General features: G+C 52.7%; 17 protein-coding genes. 8 read left to right on the forward strand and 9 right to left on the reverse strand.

Translation table 11 applies throughout. The annotated features are described in order from the left end of the window. Window positions 1–18: 18 nt before the first annotated feature. The 4 genes from BXP70_RS10375 to egtB form a co-directional block, all read right to left on the reverse strand. Window positions 19–1398, reverse strand: a complete 1380-nt coding sequence (locus BXP70_RS10375) for an MATE family efflux transporter (RefSeq protein ID WP_086593996.1) — start codon at window positions 1396–1398, stop codon at window positions 19–21. Between the two features lie 149 nt (window positions 1399–1547). Continuing rightward, the gene (locus BXP70_RS10380; protein ID WP_086593997.1) at window positions 1548–2636 is read right to left on the reverse strand and encodes a pyridoxal phosphate-dependent aminotransferase; all 1089 of its coding nucleotides are present in this window, start codon (window positions 2634–2636) and stop codon (window positions 1548–1550) included. Between the two features lie 53 nt (window positions 2637–2689). Beyond that, complete coding sequence (gene egtD, locus BXP70_RS10385; protein WP_086593998.1) at window positions 2690–3685, reverse strand: L-histidine N(alpha)-methyltransferase; 996 nt, start codon at window positions 3683–3685, stop codon at window positions 2690–2692. A gap of 119 nt (window positions 3686–3804) precedes the next feature. Further along, complete coding sequence (gene egtB / locus BXP70_RS10390) at window positions 3805–5106, reverse strand: ergothioneine biosynthesis protein EgtB (RefSeq protein WP_245849594.1); 1302 nt, start codon at window positions 5104–5106, stop codon at window positions 3805–3807. A gap of 315 nt (window positions 5107–5421) precedes the next feature. Here egtB and BXP70_RS10395 point away from each other — a divergent pair, with 315 nt between their 5' ends. The 3 genes from BXP70_RS10395 to BXP70_RS10405 all read left to right on the forward strand — a co-directional run bounded on the left by BXP70_RS10395 (window position 5422) and on the right by BXP70_RS10405 (window position 8294). Next, window positions 5422–5718, forward strand: coding sequence for a KGG domain-containing protein (locus BXP70_RS10395; RefSeq protein ID WP_086594000.1), 297 nt, complete (start codon window positions 5422–5424; stop codon window positions 5716–5718). A gap of 150 nt (window positions 5719–5868) precedes the next feature. Continuing rightward, window positions 5869–6939 (forward strand): o-succinylbenzoate synthase, encoded by a 1071-nt coding sequence (locus BXP70_RS10400; protein WP_086594001.1) that lies wholly within the window; start codon window positions 5869–5871, stop codon window positions 6937–6939. A gap of 71 nt (window positions 6940–7010) precedes the next feature. Continuing rightward, window positions 7011–8294 carry an aspartyl protease family protein gene (locus BXP70_RS10405; protein WP_086594002.1) on the forward strand — a complete coding sequence of 428 codons (1284 nt, stop codon included), beginning with the start codon at window positions 7011–7013 and terminating at the stop codon, window positions 8292–8294. A gap of 11 nt (window positions 8295–8305) precedes the next feature. On the opposite strand, the gene BXP70_RS10410 is transcribed toward BXP70_RS10405, so the two are convergent. Next, a complete protein-coding gene (locus BXP70_RS10410; protein WP_143436448.1) occupies window positions 8306–9475 on the reverse strand; it encodes a porin family protein in 1170 nt (389 codons plus the stop codon). 217 nt (window positions 9476–9692) lie between these two features. Continuing rightward, window positions 9693–11429 (reverse strand): phospho-sugar mutase, encoded by a 1737-nt coding sequence (locus BXP70_RS10415; protein ID WP_086594004.1) that lies wholly within the window; start codon window positions 11427–11429, stop codon window positions 9693–9695. Window positions 11430–11887: 458 nt separating this feature from the next. On the opposite strand from BXP70_RS10415, the gene BXP70_RS10420 reads away from it, so the two are divergent. Continuing rightward, window positions 11888–12460 (forward strand): Hint domain-containing protein, encoded by a 573-nt coding sequence (locus BXP70_RS10420; protein ID WP_086594005.1) that lies wholly within the window; start codon window positions 11888–11890, stop codon window positions 12458–12460. Between the two features lie 65 nt (window positions 12461–12525). Here the strand turns inward: BXP70_RS10420 and hppD are convergent, their stop codons facing one another. Next, on the reverse strand, window positions 12526–13662 hold the full coding sequence (gene hppD / locus BXP70_RS10425) for a 4-hydroxyphenylpyruvate dioxygenase (protein ID WP_086594189.1): 1137 nt from the start codon (window positions 13660–13662) through the stop codon (window positions 12526–12528). A gap of 171 nt (window positions 13663–13833) precedes the next feature. Between hppD and BXP70_RS10430 the strand changes: the two genes are divergently transcribed. Both BXP70_RS10430 and BXP70_RS10435 read left to right on the forward strand, forming a co-directional pair. Then, the gene (locus tag BXP70_RS10430) at window positions 13834–14232 is read left to right on the forward strand and encodes a hypothetical protein (protein WP_086594006.1); all 399 of its coding nucleotides are present in this window, start codon (window positions 13834–13836) and stop codon (window positions 14230–14232) included. 167 nt (window positions 14233–14399) lie between these two features. Then, window positions 14400–14648, forward strand: coding sequence for a DUF952 domain-containing protein (locus BXP70_RS10435; RefSeq protein WP_086594007.1), 249 nt, complete (start codon window positions 14400–14402; stop codon window positions 14646–14648). Window positions 14649–14750: 102 nt separating this feature from the next. Here the strand turns inward: BXP70_RS10435 and BXP70_RS10440 are convergent, their stop codons facing one another. Beyond that, entirely contained in the window at window positions 14751–16661 is a 1911-nt protein-coding gene (locus BXP70_RS10440; protein ID WP_086594008.1) for an ABC-F family ATP-binding cassette domain-containing protein, read from the reverse strand. A gap of 104 nt (window positions 16662–16765) precedes the next feature. Further along, on the reverse strand, window positions 16766–16999 hold the full coding sequence (locus BXP70_RS10445; protein WP_086594009.1) for a hypothetical protein: 234 nt from the start codon (window positions 16997–16999) through the stop codon (window positions 16766–16768). A 191-nt stretch (window positions 17000–17190) separates the two neighbouring features. Between BXP70_RS10445 and murI the strand changes: the two genes are divergently transcribed. Both murI and BXP70_RS10455 read left to right on the forward strand, forming a co-directional pair. Beyond that, window positions 17191–18021 carry a glutamate racemase gene (gene murI, locus BXP70_RS10450; protein ID WP_086594010.1) on the forward strand — a complete coding sequence of 277 codons (831 nt, stop codon included), beginning with the start codon at window positions 17191–17193 and terminating at the stop codon, window positions 18019–18021. Between the two features lie 622 nt (window positions 18022–18643). After that, window positions 18644–21787 (forward strand): T9SS type A sorting domain-containing protein, encoded by a 3144-nt coding sequence (locus BXP70_RS10455; RefSeq protein ID WP_143436449.1) that lies wholly within the window; start codon window positions 18644–18646, stop codon window positions 21785–21787. The last annotated feature ends 65 nt before the right edge of the window (window positions 21788–21852 follow it).

A 21852-nucleotide genomic window follows, 5' to 3' on the forward strand; every position in this document is an offset into this window, starting at 1 on the left:
TTTAGCAAGAATAACGCCTTAACGCACTACCACAGGTGCTTCGTTCATCAGCGGCACAACAGCGCTGTGCTGGCGGAAGCGCCACAAGAGCACGACCGCCACTGTGGTAAGCCCCGCCAGCAAGCCAATCCAGACGCCCAGGCTACCTAGCTTCAGGCCAAACCCTAGGCCGTAGCCAAGCGGCAAGGCAACGACCCAGTAGGCGAGTAACGCAACGAGGGAAGGTACTTTTACATCTTGCAAGCCCCGGAGCGCCCCTAAGCCCACTACTTGCAAGCCATCGGAGATTTGAAATAAAGCAGCAATCAGAAGTAGGGTGGCAGCCTGGGCCACCACGGTCGGATCCTGATGAGGATTGTAGAAATAGGGAATCAGCTGGCGGCAGCTAATCAATACTAAGCCCATCATGGCCATAAAGACGAACGTAAGCGCGTACGCTGTAAAGCCTGCCTGCCGAGCACCTTCGGCATCACCTAGCCCCCGCAAGTTGCCAACCCGAATGGTAGCGGCAGCGGCCACACCTCCCGCCGCCATGTACGTAACCGACGACACGTTGATGGCAATCTGGTGCGCTGCCATGGCGGCAGCTCCGAGCCAGCCAATCATAATACCCGAGAAGCTAAAAGCGCCTACTTCACACATCATTTGCAGGCCGATAGGGAGACCTAGGCCTAGTAGGTGCCGTAACGTGGTACCCCGCAGGTGAAACCAACTTGTAATAGTTTCGCGGTAGGGCCGCAGCCGCTCGGCTCGCAGCACGTAGGCTCCCATGAGCACCGCCATAATGATGCGGGCCGTGAGGGTGGCCCAGGCGGCGCCCATCATGCCCATTGCTGGTGCGCCGAAGTGCCCAAAGATCAATACGTAGCAAAGCAAGGCATTGATAACATTGGCCAGAATAGAAAGCTGCATGGCTTGGCGCGTCAACCCTAGGCCTTCGGCAAACTGGCGGAAGCCCTGAAATACCATCAACGGGAAAAACGACAGAAAAATAACTCGTATAAAAGGAGTGGTAAGCGCTACTACGGCAGCGGGTTGGTGAAAATAAGGTAGCAGCGGCGTGACTAGGAACCCTAGGGCACTCAGCAGTAAGCCACCTAGGCCGCTCAGTAACACCCCATTCACGAGCAACTCGCCGAGTCGCCGTACGTTGCCCTCGCCATTGGCGGCTGCCACGAGCGGCGTAATTCCCATGGACAAGCCCATGCCCAACACCATCACCACCGTACTGACGTTGATGTTCAGCGAAACGGCGGCCAACGGCAACGATCCGCCTAGGCGACCTACCATGACACTATTGCATACGTTGACCATCACGTGGCCCAACTGACTTAATACAACTGGGTACGCCAAGAGCAGCGTCGGCTTTATATGCTGGCGAATAGTGGCAAGGGGCATCGTAAGAGGAAAGGGTGGAAGGCAAAGGTACGACAGCCAGAAGAAGCCGCTTGTGCTAGCTCGTAGCGCGAGTGCCCGGTACAGCTGGGCGCAACACTACCACGCGGACGTTGCCGGTGCAGAGCTAGGTTCGTTGGTGGGGCAATGGGTTACTGCAATTCGTTGCGCAGACGGTACAAGGCTTCCTGCAAATCACCTGTAGGCACGGCGTAAGACAGCCGGGCAAACCCAGGCGCGCCGCAGGTAGCCCCATCTACGACGCCCACGCCTGCCGCTTGCAGTCGCGCCACAAACGCAGCTGAGGCTGCCTCGGGCGATAAGCTGGGGTCGATGTAGGCTGTGAAGTCAGGGAAGGCGTAGTACGTTGCCTCGGGTGCTGAACAGGATACCTGGGGCAACGATGCGAGGCCATTGAGCAAAAGAGTGCGGTTAGCGGCTAGCTGAGCCAGCAATTGGCTGGCAATAGCAGATGCGCTTTCTGTTGCAGCTAGGGCCGCTAGCTGGTTGGGGACGGGCACGGCCGCGGCCGTGCTGAACTGCCACGCCGCACAAGCCCGAGCCAAAGTGGCGGGCGCTACTAGGTAGCCTACCCCCCAACCAATTAAGGCCAACGACTTCGAGAAGCCATTTACGACCAGATGTTGGCCGAGCGGATCGGCCCAGTCGAGCAGTGACGGAACGGGCTCGGCGCCGAACGTGATGAAGTTGTAGATTTCGTCTGACAGGACGAACAAACCCGGGTGCTGGCGCGTGACACCCAGCACGGCGTCGAGCTCGGTGCGGTGATACACACGGCCCGTCGGGTTGTTGGGGTTGGAAAGCAGCAACACGCGGGTGCGCGGCGTGAGGGCAGCTTCCAGCGTGGCAGGGTGCAGCGCATAATTGTCGGCGGCAGCGAGGGACAATGGCCGCACAATGCCACCTGCTTGCTCAATGAGTTTCCAAAACCCAAACCAGTTGGGTGTAGGCAACAACACTTCGTCACCAGGACGGAGCACCGCCTTCAACAAAGCAAAAAGCGCCGGCTTCGTGCCCGCCGTAACCACAATTTGGTCCGCAGAAACCGATGAGGCAGCATAGCGAGCAGCTAGCGCAGCGCGCAGCGCCGGTAAGCCTTCAATAGAAGAAATCGGCAACTGCCCACTCCGGAGAACCGCCGTGGCCCGCTCGATAGCCGCTGGCGGCGGGGCGAAATTTCCATAACCGGAAGCAAGGCTAATTACTTCGCTATTTGCCATTCATTAGTTGCCAGCGGCGTAAGAAGCACAGATAATCTCTGTCCAAAAGGTACCTAGGTAGTTGGGGTCAGGATTACATCCGCGAAATATTCTTGGGCGTCCGTGAAGAAGTTGGAGACTTGAAAACCAGCTTCCTTAGCGAGATTTTGTATTTGCGTCGCCGTGAACTTGTAAGAGTTTTCGGTATGAATAATTTCCCAAGCGGCAAAGTCGAAGCTAGCATCCAGCGCCGCGATGGGCACCGTTTGAGCACGCGTGCTGACAAGGAACGAGCGTACCACGCCCGCGAGCGGGTCGTAATCGGTGTAATGACGCCAGTGCGCTAGGTCGAACTCGGCCCCAAGCTCGCGGTTGAGCCGCGTGAGTAGGTTGAGGTTGAAGGCCGCCGTCACGCCCTGCGCATCATCATAAGCGGCCCGAATCAGGCGCGGGTCCTTCTGCAAATCAAACCCAATGAGCAGGCGGTCATCGGGCGAGAGTGGCTGCGCGAGCTGCCGCAGAAAATCCAACCGTTCGTCGGGGAAGAAGTTACCGATGTTGGAGCCCAAGAATAGCACGGCCTTGCGGCCGGGTTTGGTAGCCATCAGTTGCAGCGCCGACACGTAGTCGGTTATCACGGGCTCTACCCGCAAGTTAGGTAACTCAACCCGTAAGCTTGCTTCCAACCCTTCAATAGCAGCCGGTGAAATATCGACGGGCACGTAGCTAAAGTCGATACCTGCCGTGAGCAGATATCGAAGTAAAATTTTGGTTTTCAGTCCGTCGCCGGCACCTAGCTCAATCAGATAGAACGGCGTGTCGTCGGCGGCACGCAAGGCATCGGCAATGGCTGTGCTATGCGTGCTCAGCAACTGGTACTCGGTGCGCGTCGGGTAGTATTCCGGCAGCGCCATGATCTGTTGAAAGAGCCGACTTCCCTCGTCGTCGTAGAAGTACATCGACGACAGGGTTTTAGGGGAGCGGTTCAGGCCCTGCGCAACATGACGGGCTAGCTCTTCAGTTTGTTGATGGGTTGCGGTGCTACTATCCAGAGAAGGCAAGGAGGACATAAGGGGGCGAGGGGCAGAAGGAGCGCGTAACTTACGTAGTTGACGATAAGTTGTTTGCGTCTCTAGGTAGAAGTAATTTCAAGGACTCAGCACAGCAGCCAACCAGCACAATCGAAGTGTTACCTAGCTAGGCGAATACCAGTGAATTGCCAGCGTTTGTCGGCGTGGAAAAAGTTGCGGTAGGTCGGACGAATATGGCTCTCGGGCGTCGCGCAAGAGCCACCACGCAACACGAGCTGATTGATCATAAACTTGCCATTGTACTCCCCTAAAGGCCCCGCCGCGCGCTCATAGCCTGGGTACGCATGGTAGGCCGAATAGGTCCATTCCCAACAATCTCCGAGCAACTGGTGGCATTGGGTCGGGTCTGCGTCAGGCGCGAGGGGCTGCGGGTCGTATAGTTCGCTTTCCACAAATGTGCCCTCGGAGGTGTCCGGATTAAACCGGCGAGCAGCTATTTCCCACTCCTGTTCGGTGGGCAAACGCAGGCCGGCCCAGTTGGCGTACGCATCGGCTTCGTAAAAGCTAATGTGCGTGACGGGAGCGGCCATGTTCACGGGCTGCAAGCCGTGGTGCGTAAAGCGAAACCATGTTCCCTCTTTTTGCATCCAGTACAGGGGCGCTTGCCAGTGCTCCCGCTGTACCAAGTCCCAGCCTTCACCGAGCCAGTAGCGGAAGTCGTGGTAGCCGCCCGCCTCGACAAATTGCAGGAACTCGCCATTGGTCACCAAGCGGTTTTGCAGTTCAAAATCGGCCACGTACGTTTCATGTGGAGCCTGCTCGTTGTCGAAGCAAAATCCATCGCCTTCGTACCCAATGCGGTACACGCCGCCGGGCACCGTCAGCCAGGCAGCAGGGGGCGCAGGCTGCGTAGCAGGTGGTGTGGTGGGGGCGGGCAAATAAGCCGGCGTGAGCGGACTGGTGCTCAGAATGTATTTAATATCCGTAACCAACAATTCCTGGTGCTGTTGCTCGTGCTGCAGGCCTAGCTCACAAACGGTGGCGAAGGACTCCGGCAATTCGGCGGCGCGACCTAGGAGCCGCTGCATGTGTTCGTCCACGTATGCCCGGTAACGATACACGTCGGCTAGTGCTGGTCGGGAGAGCGTGCCCCGGTCGGCGCGGTTTACGCGGCTGCCAAGCGAGTTGTAGTAAGAGTTGAACAGATAAGCGTAATCGGGGTGAAAGACGCTGTAGTCGGGTTGGTACTCGCGCAGCAGCATAGTTTCGAAGAACCAGGTGGTGTGCGCTAGGTGCCACTTCGGCGGACTCACATCAATCATCGGCTGCACTACGGTGTCCTCGGGTAGCAAAGGCTGACACAGCCGGGCGGTTTGCTGGCGCACAGCCTGATAGCGTTCTAACAGAGAGGCAGCCGATACCATAGCGGATGCTGGAGTAGGAGCAAGAGAAACAGCCATATAGCGAGCAATAAGGTGCGTGAATATGTAACCCTAAAAATAAGGCTGAGTTTTGAGTAGCCCGGTAAAAATGCTGAGCAGAACCTGCGTATTAACTACAAGCGACTAGAAAACAAAGAGATAAGTGATTTCTTCTGTTGAGCCTGAGTATTTAACGCAGAAAACTAAGCTCAACTACGGAGAGCGTGCTAAGTACTATGTGGTATTTTAGGGATGATACCGGTTTAAATAGGCAATCTGCTCGGCCAAGGCTCTATCTTGACCGTTAGAAAGATTAAGCACTCTGCTCCATATTCCACAACTAAGAACCAAGCTATGGCCATGAACGGACAAAATCAGCGCGGAGGAACCTCAACGCAACAAGTAGATGCCGGTCGCAAAGGCGGTCAGACAAATAGCAAGAACGGCCAGACGAGCCCCGCCGGTAAGAGCTTACGCGGCTTTGCTGCAATGGATCCTGCTGAGCAGCGACGCATTGCTAGCGAGGGCGGAAAGGCTTCGCACGAAAGCGGCCGAGGCCACCGTTTTACATCAGAAGAAGCCCGCGCTGCCGGCCGTAAGGGGGGCCAGGCAAGCCGCGGACGGAGCAACCAGGGCGGTGCTAACCAGTAGCGACTTCTGATGCAACGGCGGTGCCTTGGCGGCGCTGCTGACATAAACAAGCCTCTGCGCGCTGCGCAGGGGCTTGTTTATTTTTAACTCCTAGCTTGCAGCTACGTTACGGTAAATCTGCTGCTTTCTCGTTTTCCTTGTTGCCTTCGCATGCTTGTGCTTTCCTACTCTAAGCGCACTTTGCGCTTCAACTTTCCCGCTCGCACTTCGCGCGGGGCTCTCACCGAACACACCGCTTACTACCTGTGCCTTCAAGATGATCGGGAGGCCGTGTGGGTGGGCTACGGCGAGGCGGCACCCTTGGCTGGCCTTAGCCCCGACGACCGCCCCGACTTTGAAGCGTTGGTAGCTGGCTTGTGCCAACGAGTGACGCAAGCTAGGTATGCTCGCTTATCGCTTGAAACTGTGCAAATGCTGGTGCCCGCCACCCTGCCCGCACTGCGCTTCGCCCTCGAAACTGCGCTATTGGACTGGACAAATGGCGGGCGGCGGCGTCTGTATGATACCGCCTTTAGCCGGGGGGAAGCGGGTATTCCCATCAACGGACTTGTATGGATGGGCGATGCCGCCTTCATGCGACAGCAAATTGAGAGCAAGCTCGCTGAGGGCTACTCGTGCCTGAAGTTGAAAATTGGTAGCTTAGACTTTGCCACGGAGCTACAACTGCTAGCTGAAATTCGGGCAGTAGCAGGTCCGGAACGCCTAGCATTGCGCGTAGATGCCAACGGTGCTTTCTCGCCGGCCGAGGCGCCCGCCAAGCTAGCTGCCCTAGCGCCTTTCGAATTACATTCCATTGAACAACCGATTCGGGCTGGCCAATTGCCTGAAATGGCTGCGCTGTGTCGCACTTCACCTATTCCCATTGCCCTCGACGAGGAGCTAATTGGTGTAACCGATGCCGATGCACAAACCCGCTTGCTCGACGTGGTTATGCCACCTTACATTATTCTGAAACCTACGTTGCTGGGGGGCTTAGCGGCGGCGCGGCGGTGGATGACGCTCGCGGAAGAGCGGGGTATTGGCTGGTGGCTTACCTCCGCGTTGGAGTCGAACATCGGGTTGAATGCCGTGAGCCAACTGGCCAGTGCCTACATGCAATCCGGCTTTCCGCAGGGCCTAGGTACGGGGCAGCTCTACCATAACAACCTAGCCGCTCCACTCGCTATTCAGGCCGGGAAGTTGTATTACCGCCCGCAGGAAAATTGGGAATTACCCGCTTGATTTTGAGTGGGAACTGAGCGTGCGTTGTGGTGGTTTTTTAGCTAACTTCCCCGCCCTACTCCACCCTCAGTATGCGTTCTTGTTGGTCGTTTGTGCTATCAGCGCCTGGCCTCCGCTGGCGCAGTTGGCTACTCAGCACCTGTGTTGCGCTGAGTGGGTGGCTGCTGTGTCATAGCGTGCAAGCGCAGCCACCTGCCTTCCGCTTTCTGAAGGCCAAGACCCGGCATAGTACAGTGCCGTTTGAATTGCAGCGTAACCTGATCATCGTTCAGGTGATGCTGAATGGGCGCGGGCCTTACAATTTCTTGCTGGATACCGGTGTCAATATTTCCCTCATCACGGAGCCTCGGCTGCGCGATGAGCTAGGGCTACGGCGGAAAGAGCGGTTTCGGGTGATGGGCGCCGGCAACGAAGGAGGCTTAGAGGCCTACCAAGTGGATAGTGTACGCGTGACCCTCGGTAGGGTGGAAGCCCCCATTCTATCGTTTTTGGTGCTTTCCGATGATGTGCTTGACCTTTCCGGCTACGTGGGCATGCCTATGCACGGTATTATTGGCAGCGACTTATTTCAGAGCTTTGTACTGCGCATTCATCCGCAGAGTGGAGAACTAGAGCTGCACGACCCGCTTCATTACAAAACGCCCCGCAGCAAACGCTGGTCTTCCATCCCGCTTATTTTGGAAGGAGGCAAGGCTTACCTTACTACTACGGTAGCCCTGGAGGACACCCTGAAGCTACCCTTGAAGTTTGTACTCGACACGGGGGCGGGCCATGCCCTGTCGCTCGAAGTCAAGTCGGATCCGCGCCTGACCGTGCCCGCCAAACGGCTTCGCTCTCAGTTGGGCCGGGGGCTGAATGGTTTCATTAATGGCTACATAGGTCGGGTAGCCAACCTGCAATTAGGCAAATACCAAGTAACGTCGTTGCTTACTTCTTTCCCCGATGCCGATCAAGTTCGCTCCGACGTGCCGCGCAACGGTAATATTGGGTTTGAGCTGCTTAAGCGCTTTGAGCTAATCATCGACTATCCGCATAACCGCTTGATGCTTCAACCGAATAGCCTGTTTCGTGACCCGTTCGAACACGATATGTGCGGCATCGAACTGCTGGCCGCAGGCCCCAACTTTCGGCGCTACTTTATCTTACGCGTAGAACCTAGCTCCCCCGCCGATCAAGCCGGTTTGCAAGCGCAGGACGAAATCCTCTCAGTGAACTTGTTGCCAACGGCTGGGCTCACCCTCACCCAAATGAGTCGCCTGTTTCATTCCGCCGACGGCCGGCAGCTGCTCCTTATTATTCGGCGTCCTGATGGGGAACTGGTCACAACGGCCGTGCGGTTGAAGCGGCAGATTTGAGGCGCACGTGCTCAGAACATAATCCCCAAATCGAGGCGCAGTGAGTTGTGATAGGTCGTCGATAACGAACCAAAGCTATCTAGCATCCGGTCGAAACGTAACTCAACGCTTACCACGGGAAGAGCGGGCTGGTATACTAGCAGACCGGCACCGGCAACTAGCCCTGCGCTCCGGGTATCTGGAGTCATAATGGGGCGGCTATCATCTGCGGGTGCAGGAGCCTGCTTGTTATCGGCGGTGTAGTGAAAATTACGGACGGAACGATTGCTGAAGTTTAAGCCATAGCTTATGCCCCCATTCACGAACGGCCGTAGGCTGCTGTGCCCCGTGGTGTAGCGGAAGAGTAACGGAATTTGAACTTGTGAGTAGTGAATAGAAGCGCGCTGGTTTGTGGTGTAATACGCATAGCCGTTGTACAGAGAGGCTGGGCCGTATCCACTCCGTAGTGCTAGGTAAGTAGGTTCAATCAGCACCGAGAATTTTGATTGGCTATAAAATCTGAAGAAGACACCGGCTTGATAGCCAATAAAATCTTGGTGTTTGCCAACGAAAGGATCCGTATCTGTCGTAAAGCTCGAGGCATTAAGTCCTGCCTTTAGGCCAAAAGCAGTATGCAGACCATACGGATGGTGAGTTGGAATGCTAGGCTGCTGCGGCTGACGACAAGCATTATAGTCCATTACCAGCTTCGTCATACCAGAAGGCGTATAAGGATACACCCGCGATGTTTCGGAATATTCAAGCCGGAGGGCTGGGCAGCTAGGCATCAGTGGCAGCAAGACAAGTGGACTAAAAACGGGAGGTAGCTCCGCAATGTAGGTTGAGTCAGCGGGCTGTAGGTAGAAGCGCCGCGCCCCATCTGCGTTTGGGCCACTATAAAGACTCACATACCCCCTAACAAGTGACGTCACAAACAGAGGGCTGCTGGATGCACTTACCCGCTTGCTTACGCCGACAGGGCCAGCAGCATCACCATAGCTGGTCGCATCGGTTGCTGTAAAACGAACAGGTTCCTGATTGGGGCGGTAAAGGACAACGATCTGATTGTTCTTTCCGGTCAACTGAACCTGACCACGTAGGGTGTCTCCTTTGGCTGTTACAACATAGTCCTTGGCAGTACGCTGCGCATGAGCACCTACTGCGGTCAGCCAGAGAGTTAATGCTAAAAGGTAAGATTTCATCAATAAGGAATAGAGAAAGTAAATAAGCTTATCTGAAGTGCTGAGTTGCAGCTGTATCAATCCTGATGCCACTAGAAGGAGTAGTACTTTATTGAATCAGAAAAGAAGGTCGATTGGACTTGCAAGTTCAGTTTGTCGTACGCATTCAGAATTGGGCACAAAAAAGAGCTAGGTTCCGCAGAACCTAGCTCCTAAAAATGAAAGATGTGGCTGCTTCTTATTTCAGTTGCATGTCTTCAATGATGGCTCCAATACGGTCGGTGAGCTTCTTGTCAATCATGTCGAAGTCGACGGCCGACGCGAGTGGGTGTTTTACACTGAAGTAAAACTTGATTTTCGGCTCAGTGCCGGAGGGGCGGGCCGAAATCTTGCTGCCGTCTTCGGTGATGAATTGCAACACGTTCGACTTTTCCAGACCGGTCGGAAACTCTTCGCCCGTACGCACATTGCGGATACGACCTAGTTGGTAGTCACGAACTTCGACTACTGGTGAGCCGGCAATAGTAGCGGGTGGATTGGCGCGCAGGTCGCGCATCATCTCTTGGATTTCCTCGGCGCCGCGCTGACCTTTTTTAGTTAAGGAAATCAGGCTTTCTTGGTACAGGCCATACGTGGCATACATCTGCACGAGTGCTTCGTAGAGAGTCTGCCCTTTGTCTTTCGCAACGGCCGCCATTTCGGCAATCATGGCGCAGGCCGAAATAGCATCTTTGTCGCGCACGAAGTCACCGATCATGTAGCCGTAGCTTTCCTCGCCGCCGCCAATGTAGGTTGCATTGCCTTCTAGCTCGCGAATAACACCCGCAATGTACTTGAAGCCCGTGAGCGTCTGGTACGACTTCACGCCGTGGGCCCGACCAATATCACCGAGTACGTCGCTGGTCACGATGGTGTACACGATGTAATCCTGATCGGTCATCTTACCGGCCTGCGCGCGGGCCGAGAGTAGGTAATGGGTGAGTAGCGCCGCCGTCTGGTTGCCGTTTACTAGCACCCATTCGTTCTTGTGGTTTTTCACGCCAATGCCCACACGGTCGGAATCTGGGTCGGTGGCAATTACCAAGTCGGCGTCGAGCTGCTTGGCCTGGTCAAGCGCTATTTGCATAGCCGCCTTCTCCTCAGGGTTTGGCGACTGCACCGTGGGGAAGTTGCCATCGGGCGTAGCCTGCTCCTGCACGATGTGCACGTTGGTGAAGCCAAAGCGTTGCAAAGCTTTAGGTACTAGCGTAATACCCGTGCCGTGCAGCGGCGTGTACACAATCTTCAGGTCGTGCTGGCGCTGAATAGCGGCCGGATTGATGCTGAGTTTCTGCACTTCGTTGAGATACGCCTCGTCGATGTCGGCACCAACCATGTGGATGCGCGACTCATTCGGGGCAAATTTTACCTCATCTACCGAGTGAATGGCATTCACCTCTTGGATGATATTCTTATCGTGGGGCGATACTACCTGGGCGCCATCTTGCCAATACACTTTATAGCCGTTGTATTCCTTGGGGTTGTGCGAAGCCGTGATAACCACACCGCTCTGGCACTCTAGGTGGCGGATCGTGTAGGACAGCTCTGGAGTAGGCCGCAGGTCTTCGAACAGGTAGACCGTAATGCCGTTGGCCGAGAAAATGCCGGCGGCAATACGCGCAAACAGCTTGCTGTTATTACGCGAGTCGTGAGCAATAGCGACTTTGATTTCTTGATTCGGGAACGACTTGAGTAGGTAATTGCTCAGGCCTTGCGTGGCCATACCTAGGGTGTAGCGGTTCATGCGGTTGGAACCGACGCCCATCACACCGCGCAGGCCGCCAGTCCCAAACTCTAGGTCGCGGTAGAAAGCATCGTTGAGTGTGTCTTCCTGATTATCGGCGAGCATCTGCCGAACTTCGGCTTGGGTATCGGCGTCGTAGCTGCCAGTGAGCCAGGTATTTACTTTCTGCTGGATTTCAGGGGTGAGAGCCATTGTACAGTAATCAAGGATTGGTTGTGAGGGTAAAGAAAACAAATAATGCCAGCAAACCATGTTGGCCAGTATTTGTGCTTACGTGTCCGAGGGAAAAGTGCCTTCCGAGCTGAAAAGCGCGCTGCAACATTAGCGATAATTTCACATTATATCACGATTGCCGAATATTATACATTTGTTGCGCGCTCTGAAAAGCTAGCCTTTTAAAGCCGGAATGAAGCACTATATACGCACAGCATGGCACGGCTACTGAGGCAAGCAGAAGAGCAACCGACCGTCTGTGAAGCCTAGGGCGTTTTGCTGAAAAATGTACTGGTAGATACTGCACTCGGCTTATCATCACATACATATGCGATTGAACTGAGTGGAATTTTTGGCGCACTTGCAGCCGCAAAAGCTGCTTGACCTCCTGCGTAGACCTAGGTACGCAGCAGACTACCTATTCACGCCATGCTGCCATGAACATCACACCTCGTTTTGCTGCTTTTCTGTTCGCTTTTATCACGTTGTTATTCACTGCCCCGTTATCCGGATCGGAGGCACTGGCGTGCGAGGCCGCCGTGTGCTTTCCCGCTTCCGTGCGGGTGATGCTGCCCGACGGGCGGCAGGTGCACATCAGCAAGATTCGTCCTGGTGATGAGGTGCTAGGGTACGATGCCGCTACAGGGCAAGTGCGTGCTACCCGCGTGCGCCGCCTCGATATTCATAGCGACCATGACTACAACCTAGTGCAGCTGACCATTGGTACTCCTGCCGTGTACGCCGGCTTATCTGTTGCAGCTGCGCCTACCGCACGCGTTGCCAAAGTACTCGTTACGCCCAATCATCCTTTCGTTACGGCCGGTCGTCAGGCATTGCGAGCCGATAAGCTAGCCTCTTTCGACGACTTATTCCGCATCAGTGGGCAAGGCGTTGAAACCACGCATCTCGTTGACCGGCAGCCCGCCGGCACCGCGTGGGAAGTGTATAATCTGCGCACCGATACCGGCAACTATTTCGTCAACGGCGTGCTGGTGAGTAGTAACCAATAGCTAGGTACGTACTTATAAAAGCCGTCCTAGCTAAACTTTAGCTAGGACGGCTTCGGAGGTAGAAATCATAAGTTACCGCGTAATGCTTGTTCTCGCTCAATCGACTCAAACAACGCTTTGAAGTTGCCCTTCCCGAAGCTCTTGGCGCCTTTGCGCTGAATAATTTCATAGAATACCGTGGGGCGGTCTTCCACAGGCTTCGTGAAAATTTGAAGTAGATAGCCTTCCTCGTCGCGGTCTACGAGCAGGTTCAGGGCTTTGAGCGAAGCTAGGTCTTCGTCGATGGCGCCTACCCGGTCGAGCACGTCTTCGTAGTACGTGGCGGGTACGCTCAAAAATTCTACGCCGCGGCGCCGCAACTCGTCCACTGTCGTGCGAATGTCGTGCGTGATGACGGCAATGTGCTGCACGCCCGCTTCATGGTAGTAGTCGAGGTACTCTTCAATCTGGGACTTCTTCTTGCCCTCGGCTGGCTCATTGATGGGGAATTTGACGTAGCCGTTGCCATTCGACACGACCTTCGACATCAGGGCGGAGTACTCAGTACTGATGTCTTCGTCGTCGAAGGTGATGAGCAGCTTGAAGCCCATGACATCTTCGTAGAACTTCACCCATTGGTTCATCTGCCCCCAACCCACGTTGCCGACGCAGTGGTCGATGTAGTGCAGCCCCACTGGGTTGCCCTGGGGCACTAAGCTGGTGCGCGCCACGAAACCCGGCATAAAGGGCCCAGTATAGTTAGTGCGCTCCACGAAGGTGTGGATGGTTTCGCCGTAGGTATAAATGCCAGCCAGCGTGACCTCCCCGTGCTCATCGGAAAGGGTGTAAGGCTCAAAAGCTGCCCGGGCGCCGCGCTTGGTTGTTTCCTCAAACGACTTGCGGGCATCGTCCACCCACAGCGCCATTACCTTCACGCCGTCGCCGTGGCGGCGCACGTGTTCCGAAATATCGGAGTCGGGGAGGAGGGAAGTGGTGAGCACCAGCCGGATTTTGTTTTGCTGAAGCACGTAGCTAGCTCGGTCGCGCAGGCCAGTTTCCGGACCGGCGTAGGCTACTAGCTCGAAGCCAAACGCGGCTTGGTAGTAGTACGCCGACTGTTTGGCGTTACCCACATAAAACTCAAGGTAATCAGTGCCTTTTAAGGGCAGGAAATCAGCCTCGGGCTGCGACGCCGTTGCTACGGAAGAAGATAGGGTCTCCATGGGTGGTAGGAGTTTGGGTGGAAAAGAGGTGGAGTAGTAAAAGTAACGCTTTGCTTGTAACTGCCACAGTGCTAGCTGCAAGCCTTTATCAGACATTGTGCAAGCCGGGCATGCCGTAGATTTGCAGAATCCTACGCAACTTTGTGCATCAAACTTTATTGAACTGTGGCTATGAACAAGGAGGATCTGAACCGCGCCCTCGTTACGCTGATTGAGAAAAAGCAGGAGCTGCTAAAGCTGCCCTACAACCACGACAGCTACGATGACATTGAGGAGGAACTACACGATCTAGAAGACGATTTTAACGAAGAATACGGCCCTTATCTGGAGGAAGTGCTGGAAAAAGTACACGCGCAGCTCTGCCCCGATACCGATGTGCTGCTCCCAACAGCTTACTTGCCCAATGACCTAGGGGGTGGTTCCGGTGATACGCTCTCGCACAAGGAAGGCGTGTGGGTCGATTCCGATGAATTCCCTGGTAAAGAAGCTCGCCTCGTGCTCATCCCCAATCCGACGCGCTTAATCCTGTCGGTAGGTAAAAGCGTACGCAAAGAGGTGTGGAAAGCCTAGGTGAAAAACGTTGAGTTATCATATATGATATTCAATGTGTATTCTGTTGGCAGAGTATAATTGAAATTTTGTATGCGTAATTCACTAGTTCACCCTTGCTTTACCGTCGGACGTCAGCAGCAGATTGGAAACAAACTTAGCGGCTCAGCTTTTTTGCTAGCCCTGACCTGCTAGCTGCGGGCTACATCCACAGCTCGACTTTGGCGCAAGTAGCCGATACAGCCAACTTATTCTATGCTGGGCAAGAAGATGTGCTTGCCTTGGAAATAGACGAAGCGCTGCTAAGAGCCCAAGGCATAGCAACAGTACAGCAGTGGGCCGCCGAGCGGGGGCAGGTGTTCTCGCTTATCGCCAGGCTCATTCCCGTAAGTGCCATTGTTCGGGTGTTGTCTGTGCACAAGGACCTAGCAGGATAATTTTGTTTACCGCAGGAGCTAGCATAAGAGGCGGTAATCGGGGATCAACAAAAAAGGCCCCTGCCAGCAACGGCAGGGGCCTTTTTTGTTGATCCCCGAGGATTATATAAACTCAGCTAGTTCGAGCCACCGCTCGCCTTTGGCGTCTAGCTCCGCGTCGGTGCGCTTGAGTTGAGCAGCCCAATCGGCAAGCTGTTGGTGTGTGCCTTGGCCAGTGTTGAGGTGCTCAATAAGCTGCTGCTTGCTGACCTCAAGCCGCTCAATGTCCGCTTCTATCTGCTCATATTCTTTTTTCTCGGCGAAGGTCGCCTTCCGCTTAGCAGGAGCCGGCACCGTAGGGCTAGGTGCAGGAGCCGCCGATGGCGCTACGCCCGCAGCAGCTTTGGCCGTACGGGCAGCTTCTTGCGCGTATTCGGCCGCATTATGCTCTTTCTGCCACTCGCGGTAGTCGGTATAGTTGCCGGGGAAGTTGCGCAGATTGCCACCGGGCTCCAACACAAATACATGCTCTACCAACGCATCCATGAAGTACCGATCGTGCGACACAATAAGCAGACAGCCCGCAAAGTTGAGTAGGAAATCCTCTAGAATATTGAGGGTGATGATATCTAGGTCGTTGGTCGGCTCGTCAAGAATCAAGAAGTTTGGATTCTTAATGAGCACACGCAACAACTGCAAACGTCGCTTCTCCCCGCCACTTAGCTTGCTCACCAAGGTATACTGCTGCGCAGGCGGGAATTGGAAGTGCTGCAAAAACTGCGAAGCCGTCACTACATCGCCATTGGCCATTTCCACGACCTCGGCTACTTCCTTCACAATATCAATAACACGCTGGCTCTCATCAAAAGCTAGCTCGTTTTGCGTGTAATAGCCAAATACGGTGTTCTGCCCCTTATCAACATTGCCGCTATCAGGCGTTAGCTGGCCAGTGAGCATATTCAGCAGCGTTGACTTGCCCGCGCCATTCGGCCCGATCAAGCCGATGCGATCTTTCTTCTTGAACACGTAGCTAAAGTCTTGCAACACTACTTTGTCGCCGAACTGCTTGTGCAGATGCTCTACCTCAATGATTTTGCCGCCCTGGCGTGTCGTCTTTACCGACAGTTCTAGCTGTGGCCCACCGATCTTCGTCTTGGCTTTCTCCTGCGTTTCGTAGAAAGCATCAATGCGCGCTTTCTGCTTAGTGCCCCGCGCCTGTGGTTGGCGGCGCATCCATTCCAGTTCTTTCCGCAACAGGTTGCGCGCTTTTTCTACCTCGGCTACTTCCATTTGCTCGCGCTCCGCTTTCTTCTCTACGAAGTAAGAGTAATTGCCTTGGTAGCGGTGCACTCGTCCCTGATCAAGTTCCACAATTTCATTAGCTACTTTATCCAGGAAGTAGCGGTCGTGGGTTACCATGAGTAGGGTAAGAGAAGGAGAAGCCAGCCGGTTCTCCAGCCACTCAATGGTATCCAGGTCCAAGTGGTTGGTTGGCTCGTCCAGAATCAAAATCTCTGGCTCTTCGATCAGAACACGAGCCAAGGCTACTCGCTTCCGCTGCCCGCCGGAAAGCTTGCTTACCTGCCGGTCGAGCAACTCTCCCAGGATGCCCAGACGACCTAGGATCTGTTTAACTTGTGAGTCATAGTCCCACGCGTTGAGCGCGTCCATGCGCTCCAGCACGCGTTGCAGCTCATCGGGCTTGTGGTTGGGGTCGTTTACTACATGCTCGTAGTCGCGAATAGCAGCTAGCGTATCATTCTGGCTGGCAAAGATGGTTTGCTCAACTGTTAATGATTCGTCAAAAACCGGCTGTTGACCCAAAAAGGCCACGCGAATGTCTTTGCGCACGCTCACCGAACCGGTGTCAGGTTGCTCCTGGCCAGCCAGAATGCGTAGCAGCGTCGTTTTGCCAGCGCCGTTAATGCCTACCAGTGCCACGCGTTGGCCTTGGCTTAAGCCAAAAGCTAGTTCGCGAAACAACCAGCGGTCGGCGTAATTTTTGGATATATTTTCAGCAGAAAGAAGATTCATAAGACAAAGGTAGGCGCTAGGAAACAGAAGCTACGAGCTAGTCCCAAATACTGTAGTAGCAATGGTGCTGAGCCTAGGTAGGTTCCTTGGCGGCTAATTTCTTCTCAGATCACGCGCACTTGATCTACGTTTATGTCATCGCGCAGAATTTCCAGCCCTCGGTAGGCGAGGGGGCGGCCGGTGTTCGTAGTCAGCTCGCCACCGGCTGCGTGTAAGTGCGCTACGTCGAGCACGAGCTGCGTGTATTTACGCTCGCCAAGCTCAATAGCTACGGGCCGGCCACGGCTTACATCGTACGCCGCCAGCGCATAGTCGATTTCTTCCAGGATTTTGCTCATTATGCAAAGAGGATAGATTGGGAGCTAAGATAGAATTTGTTGGCTTATTGTTGCTGTTTGAGAGTTTAGCAAGCAAAAATTGGCGTAGTTGGTGCGCAACTTAAAGTCATGTGCTGATCCACGGCGAAAACTTGCGCCCTCTGTCGCAAATGATGTCAACTGGCTCCTGATCCTAGTACCTTCGCCCGCGTATGGCTCTTTCTTCTTCCGACCTAGCTACCCGACCTATTGGTGTATTCGACAGCGGCATTGGTGGTCTGACCGTCGCGCGGGCCGTCAACCGTGTGTTACCGCACGAACGGTTGATTTATTTTGGAGATACGGCCCACCTTCCCTATGGTGATAAGTCGCAAGCTGCTATTCAAGCCTATAGCATTAAAATATGTGACTTACTGCTGCGCCAGCAATGCAAGGTTATTCTAATTGCCTGCAACTCCGCCTCCGCCGCTGCTTATGAGCTAGTGCGCGAATACGTAGGTAGTAAGGCACGGGTACTAAACGTTATTGATCCAATTGTCGCCCACATTGGCGAAACGTATGCTGGCCGTAGAGTTGGGCTGATTGGAACGAAGCAAACGGTTAACTCCAACGTTTACAAGAAAAAGATCGACGACCTCGATGCTAATGTGCAGCTTCAGTCATTGGCTACCCCGTTGCTGGTGCCTATGATTGAAGAAGGCTTTTTTGAGAATAATATCAGCGACAATATCATCCGGACTTACCTAGCTAATTCGCACCTCGATGGCATTGAGGCTTTAGTGTTAGGCTGCACACATTATCCGCTTATCCAAGAAGAGATAAAAGCCTACTATCAAGGCCAAGTAGCAGTTCTGGATGCTTCTGATGTAGTTGCTCAGCACGTGAAATCGTATGTACAAGCTCATCATATTGCAGCGCCTGTTGCTGCACATCTGCCAGAGCATCTTTTCTACGTCTCAGACTTCACGCGCTCTTTTGAAGAAAGTACCCGAATCTTCTTTGGACAGCAAGTTCGATTGGAACATTACCCGCTTTGGGAGTAGGTACATAGGTACAATAATAAAAGGCTATTGGAGATGACATACAAAACCATGGCTTGTGCTAGGCTGTGAGGCACGTGTGTGCTTTAGCCTAGAGTAGCCTGGTTGTTAACAAATTGGTATGGTTCTTATAAGAGCAAAAACGATGTTGGCTCTACGTTCAATTAATATTACACAATGATTATAATTTTTTTTAATGGAACCAGGTAGTGCTTAGTGTATTTTTAATAAAACATAACTAAATAATTATAAAATAGCACTTGTGTTGTGGCGTTTATATGAAGTGATTTTTCCACTATTGAATGTGTGATAATACTATTTAGGTGAAAAATAGATTTGTCGAGTATATATAATAATTGGCTACAGAGAGCCCTATAATCAACGATATAGAGTAAAAGGTAGATGCCATTTGGCACGAATTGTGGTTGTGTTATGAGAGCTAATGGGCCTCATGTAATTTATTTATATAAAAAAAATTATATTTTGCGCTTGGGGTTGATAATCTTATTTAAACGCCTTGCCATATTGTGTTTCGTTACTAATAGCAATCTGTGATTGTATCTTTAATAAGTAAGATTATTGCATTTTCCCAGTAACTATTCCATTCGTCATCCTCATCCATACCATGAAAAACTCTTACTTAGACGCTGTAGTACGTTGCTTGCGACCTCCTTTGTGGATGAGGACGTTAGTAGTGCCTCTTTTATTTATTTCTCCTCTAGCGTTCGGACAGTCCTTTACCGAAAATATGGGCAGTACCCCTGGTACAGGTGGTTCTGCAGCTAATCCAAACGGGTATAATGCAGGCGGTATAGGCTCGCGTGAAAGCATCAAGCATGCTAGTGACCGTGGTGCCTTTAAGAATAACCGTTATGTTAATGGAGATCCTAAATTGAGTTATTCTGGCTCGGCTGTTGGGGCAGGAACGGCACCAGCAGCGGGTACAAACCCTCCTGCGCTACCGGGTATTTTCTTTGGGCCCCAGGTTGGTGCAGTAGACAACAATGCCTATACATTTCAGATTGAGAAGATAAACACATCTTATCTAACAGACATGCAGCTATCATATAAGCTGTATGCCGCCGCTTCAAACTCAACTATCGCTACTACTCCGTTTATTGTCGAATATAGCGTAGACAATGGTAGTACTTACGCTGTGCTGAGCAACAGTGCAACCGCTAGTACTACTTGGTTGCCTAAGAGTGTTAGTCTTCCGCCAGCTGCAATTTCTAATAGTCTCTACATTCGTTTTCGTAAGCCTGCAGGAACGAACACTGCACGCGAGTTCCGGCTTGACGATGTGGAACTAATGGGCACGTCTGTATTATTAGTGGACCAAGCTAGCCTTGACTTTGGCCCGCTTCCCACAGGACAGACGGCGACGAAGTCTTTTATAGTAAATAGTGGCGAATTAACGGATGACGTAACCGTTACTTTGCCTGCTGGGTCTGCTTATACTGTTAGTAATAATGCTAGCTCTGGATTCTCTAACAGCATTACCTTGTCACCAACTAGTGGTAATATCAATACTACCATTTATGTCCGGTTTGCTCCCACACAAGCACTCAGCTATTCCGAAACAGTAACACTTGAATCTACTGGCGCAAACAGCACCTCCGTTGCGCTCACTGGTTCTGGTACTCCATCAGCCCCGACCCTTGTTGCAGATCCTACGACGTTGAATTTTGGAACCGTTGCAGCTAATGGTTCTGGTCAGACATTGTCGTTCAATGTAACAGGTTACAACCTGACGGCTCCCGTTGCACTTACGGCTAGCAATGCATTCATTCAATTCCGTGACCCAGCTACTAACGCTAACTTTGGCTCAACGCTGACGTTGACTCCCAACTCTTCGAATGGAGGCATATCGAAAACCATTGAGGTACGCACTACCTCTGGCGCACCAGTCGGCGCATTCACAGGTTTTGTAAATTTAGAGAACCTTGCTGACGGCGTATCGGCTAAAGTAACGATCAATGCCACTAACAATGGAGCTGATGCTGAAATTAACCCAGCTGGTACCTCACCAATTAAGTTCTCTACGGTTGCAAATGTAGCTTCTAGCTATCAGTCGTATACAGTAGGTGGTACCAACCTGCAGAGCGATATTACGGTAACTGCCCCTGACTTTTTTCAGGTGTCGCTATCTTCAGATTTCTCTGATATAACAGCCGGTGCCACAGGCAACTCTATCCTGATTCTTCGTCCGCGCGATGGTAGCGGTAATATAACCAGCTCTACTATTACTGGTGTACCGATCTACTTCCGGTATCTACCGAACGATGCGCGTGATATTAACAACGTGAACATCTTCATCACTAGCCAACCTGCTACCACCAAAACCATCCAGGTATCCGGCACCAGCGTCCCCTCAGTGGAGCTGACGAACGCCTTCGCCCCAGCGGCTAATGTGATACTAGGATCTGGACCAACTAGCGGACAAGCGATGACGATTAGTGCTAAACGTGTGCTCAAGCCTATCTCGCTATCAATTGCCACTGACCAAAATCAGTTCAACCCAGGAAAAACGCCTCAGTACGAAGTGTCAGAAGATAACAGCAATTGGGGTAGTACGGTTGTCGTAACCCCTGATGCAAGTAACTATACTGCCACGAAGACGATCTACGTACGCTACAATCCAACATATCTAGGTAAGTCGACTACTTCACTGCTGTACCAGACGAACGATTCTAATATCAAAATTGCACAAACGTTTAGCAGCAACACAGACGGTACCAATAACGGCACTTTGGCTGGGAATGCGCTTGCTACTCAACCAGTTAATGATGTTACATCAGGTATCAGCGTTCAGCGTGACTTATCAGCAGGGTCTGCGGTCGTAAACTTCAACCTCCCAGCTGGTTATAACAGCCAGAGTAATACACAAGGGTACGGTGAAAGTCGCTTGTTAGTAGTAAGTCTGAATTCTAGCATGCCCGCTAGCGCACAACCAGAAGATGGCAAATCTTACGATATCAACAGCGGCGTGTACGGTGGAATGGCCTCGAATCAGCAAGTAGCTTCTGGTTATTATGTCGTATATGGAGGCTCGGCTGCTACCGCTACTGTTACCGGTTTGGATAAAACCAAAACCTATTATTTCTACTCATACGAATTCAACAATCTATTCACATATGTAAGTGGTGGACAACAGTTGACGGTAGGGGTACAAAATGCCGAAAACTACAAAACGCCTTCTATTCCTGTTGCCGGTATTGTATCGCCAGGAGCGCCACTACCAGTTGAACTTATGGCTTTCGGGGCAAAGCTGCAGAAAGGTCGTGTATATGTAACGTGGTCTACCGCTTCCGAAAAAGACAATGAAGGCTTCAACATAGAGCGTAGCCAAGATGGTAAAACGTTCACGAGCATTGCCTATCAAAAAGGACAGGGTACGACAGCCAACAAGACTTCTTATGAGGCTATTGATAATCAACCGCTAATAGGGACTTCCTACTACCGCCTCAAGCAAACTGATTCTGATGGTACTATTTCTTATTCTCCGGTAGCAACCATCCTGAACGGAGCAGGTTCGATGAACGTGAGTGTGTATCCGAACCCAACGCAGGATGTGGTGACGATTAGCCTAGGGCAGTTAGTAGTAGAAGGTGCACAAGCACAAGTAACAAATATGATGGGCCAGGCAATTCGGACTCAGCAGCTAGGTGCTACCGGCGAACTGAATATGCGCGATCTCAAGCCTGGTACTTACTTTATCACAATCAGCGTAGGCGATCAGCGCTTTATGAGCAAGGTGGTAAAAAATTAGCCAGCGTTCTACTTCATAAAAAAGCCTTCTCTATATGAGAAGGCTTTTTTATGAAGTAGAACTAT

This window comes from Hymenobacter crusticola, assembly GCF_002154225.1.
GTDB lineage: Bacteria > Bacteroidota > Bacteroidia > Cytophagales > Hymenobacteraceae > Hymenobacter > Hymenobacter crusticola.

Bases quoted from the DNA above. Each gene is read 5' to 3' on its own strand.
- BXP70_RS10375 (WP_086593996.1), bottom strand. From the start codon at position 1,398: ATGCCCCTTGCCACTATTCGCCAGCATATAAAGCCGACGCTGCTCTTG.
- BXP70_RS10380 (WP_086593997.1), bottom strand. From the start codon at position 2,636: ATGGCAAATAGCGAAGTAATTAGCCTTGCTTCCGGTTATGGAAATTTC.
- egtD (WP_086593998.1), bottom strand. From the start codon at position 3,685: ATGTCCTCCTTGCCTTCTCTGGATAGTAGCACCGCAACCCATCAACAA.
- egtB (WP_245849594.1), bottom strand. From the start codon at position 5,106: ATGGCTGTTTCTCTTGCTCCTACTCCAGCATCCGCTATGGTATCGGCT.
- BXP70_RS10395 (WP_086594000.1), top strand. From the start codon at position 5,422: ATGGCCATGAACGGACAAAATCAGCGCGGAGGAACCTCAACGCAACAA.
- BXP70_RS10400 (WP_086594001.1), top strand. From the start codon at position 5,869: ATGCTTGTGCTTTCCTACTCTAAGCGCACTTTGCGCTTCAACTTTCCC.
- BXP70_RS10405 (WP_086594002.1), top strand. From the start codon at position 7,011: ATGCGTTCTTGTTGGTCGTTTGTGCTATCAGCGCCTGGCCTCCGCTGG.
- BXP70_RS10410 (WP_143436448.1), bottom strand. From the start codon at position 9,475: ATGAAATCTTACCTTTTAGCATTAACTCTCTGGCTGACCGCAGTAGGT.
- BXP70_RS10415 (WP_086594004.1), bottom strand. From the start codon at position 11,429: ATGGCTCTCACCCCTGAAATCCAGCAGAAAGTAAATACCTGGCTCACT.
- BXP70_RS10420 (WP_086594005.1), top strand. From the start codon at position 11,888: ATGAACATCACACCTCGTTTTGCTGCTTTTCTGTTCGCTTTTATCACG.
- hppD (WP_086594189.1), bottom strand. From the start codon at position 13,662: ATGGAGACCCTATCTTCTTCCGTAGCAACGGCGTCGCAGCCCGAGGCT.
- BXP70_RS10430 (WP_086594006.1), top strand. From the start codon at position 13,834: ATGAACAAGGAGGATCTGAACCGCGCCCTCGTTACGCTGATTGAGAAA.
- BXP70_RS10440 (WP_086594008.1), bottom strand. From the start codon at position 16,661: ATGAATCTTCTTTCTGCTGAAAATATATCCAAAAATTACGCCGACCGC.
- BXP70_RS10445 (WP_086594009.1), bottom strand. From the start codon at position 16,999: ATGAGCAAAATCCTGGAAGAAATCGACTATGCGCTGGCGGCGTACGAT.
- murI (WP_086594010.1), top strand. From the start codon at position 17,191: ATGGCTCTTTCTTCTTCCGACCTAGCTACCCGACCTATTGGTGTATTC.
- BXP70_RS10455 (WP_143436449.1), top strand. From the start codon at position 18,644: ATGAAAAACTCTTACTTAGACGCTGTAGTACGTTGCTTGCGACCTCCT.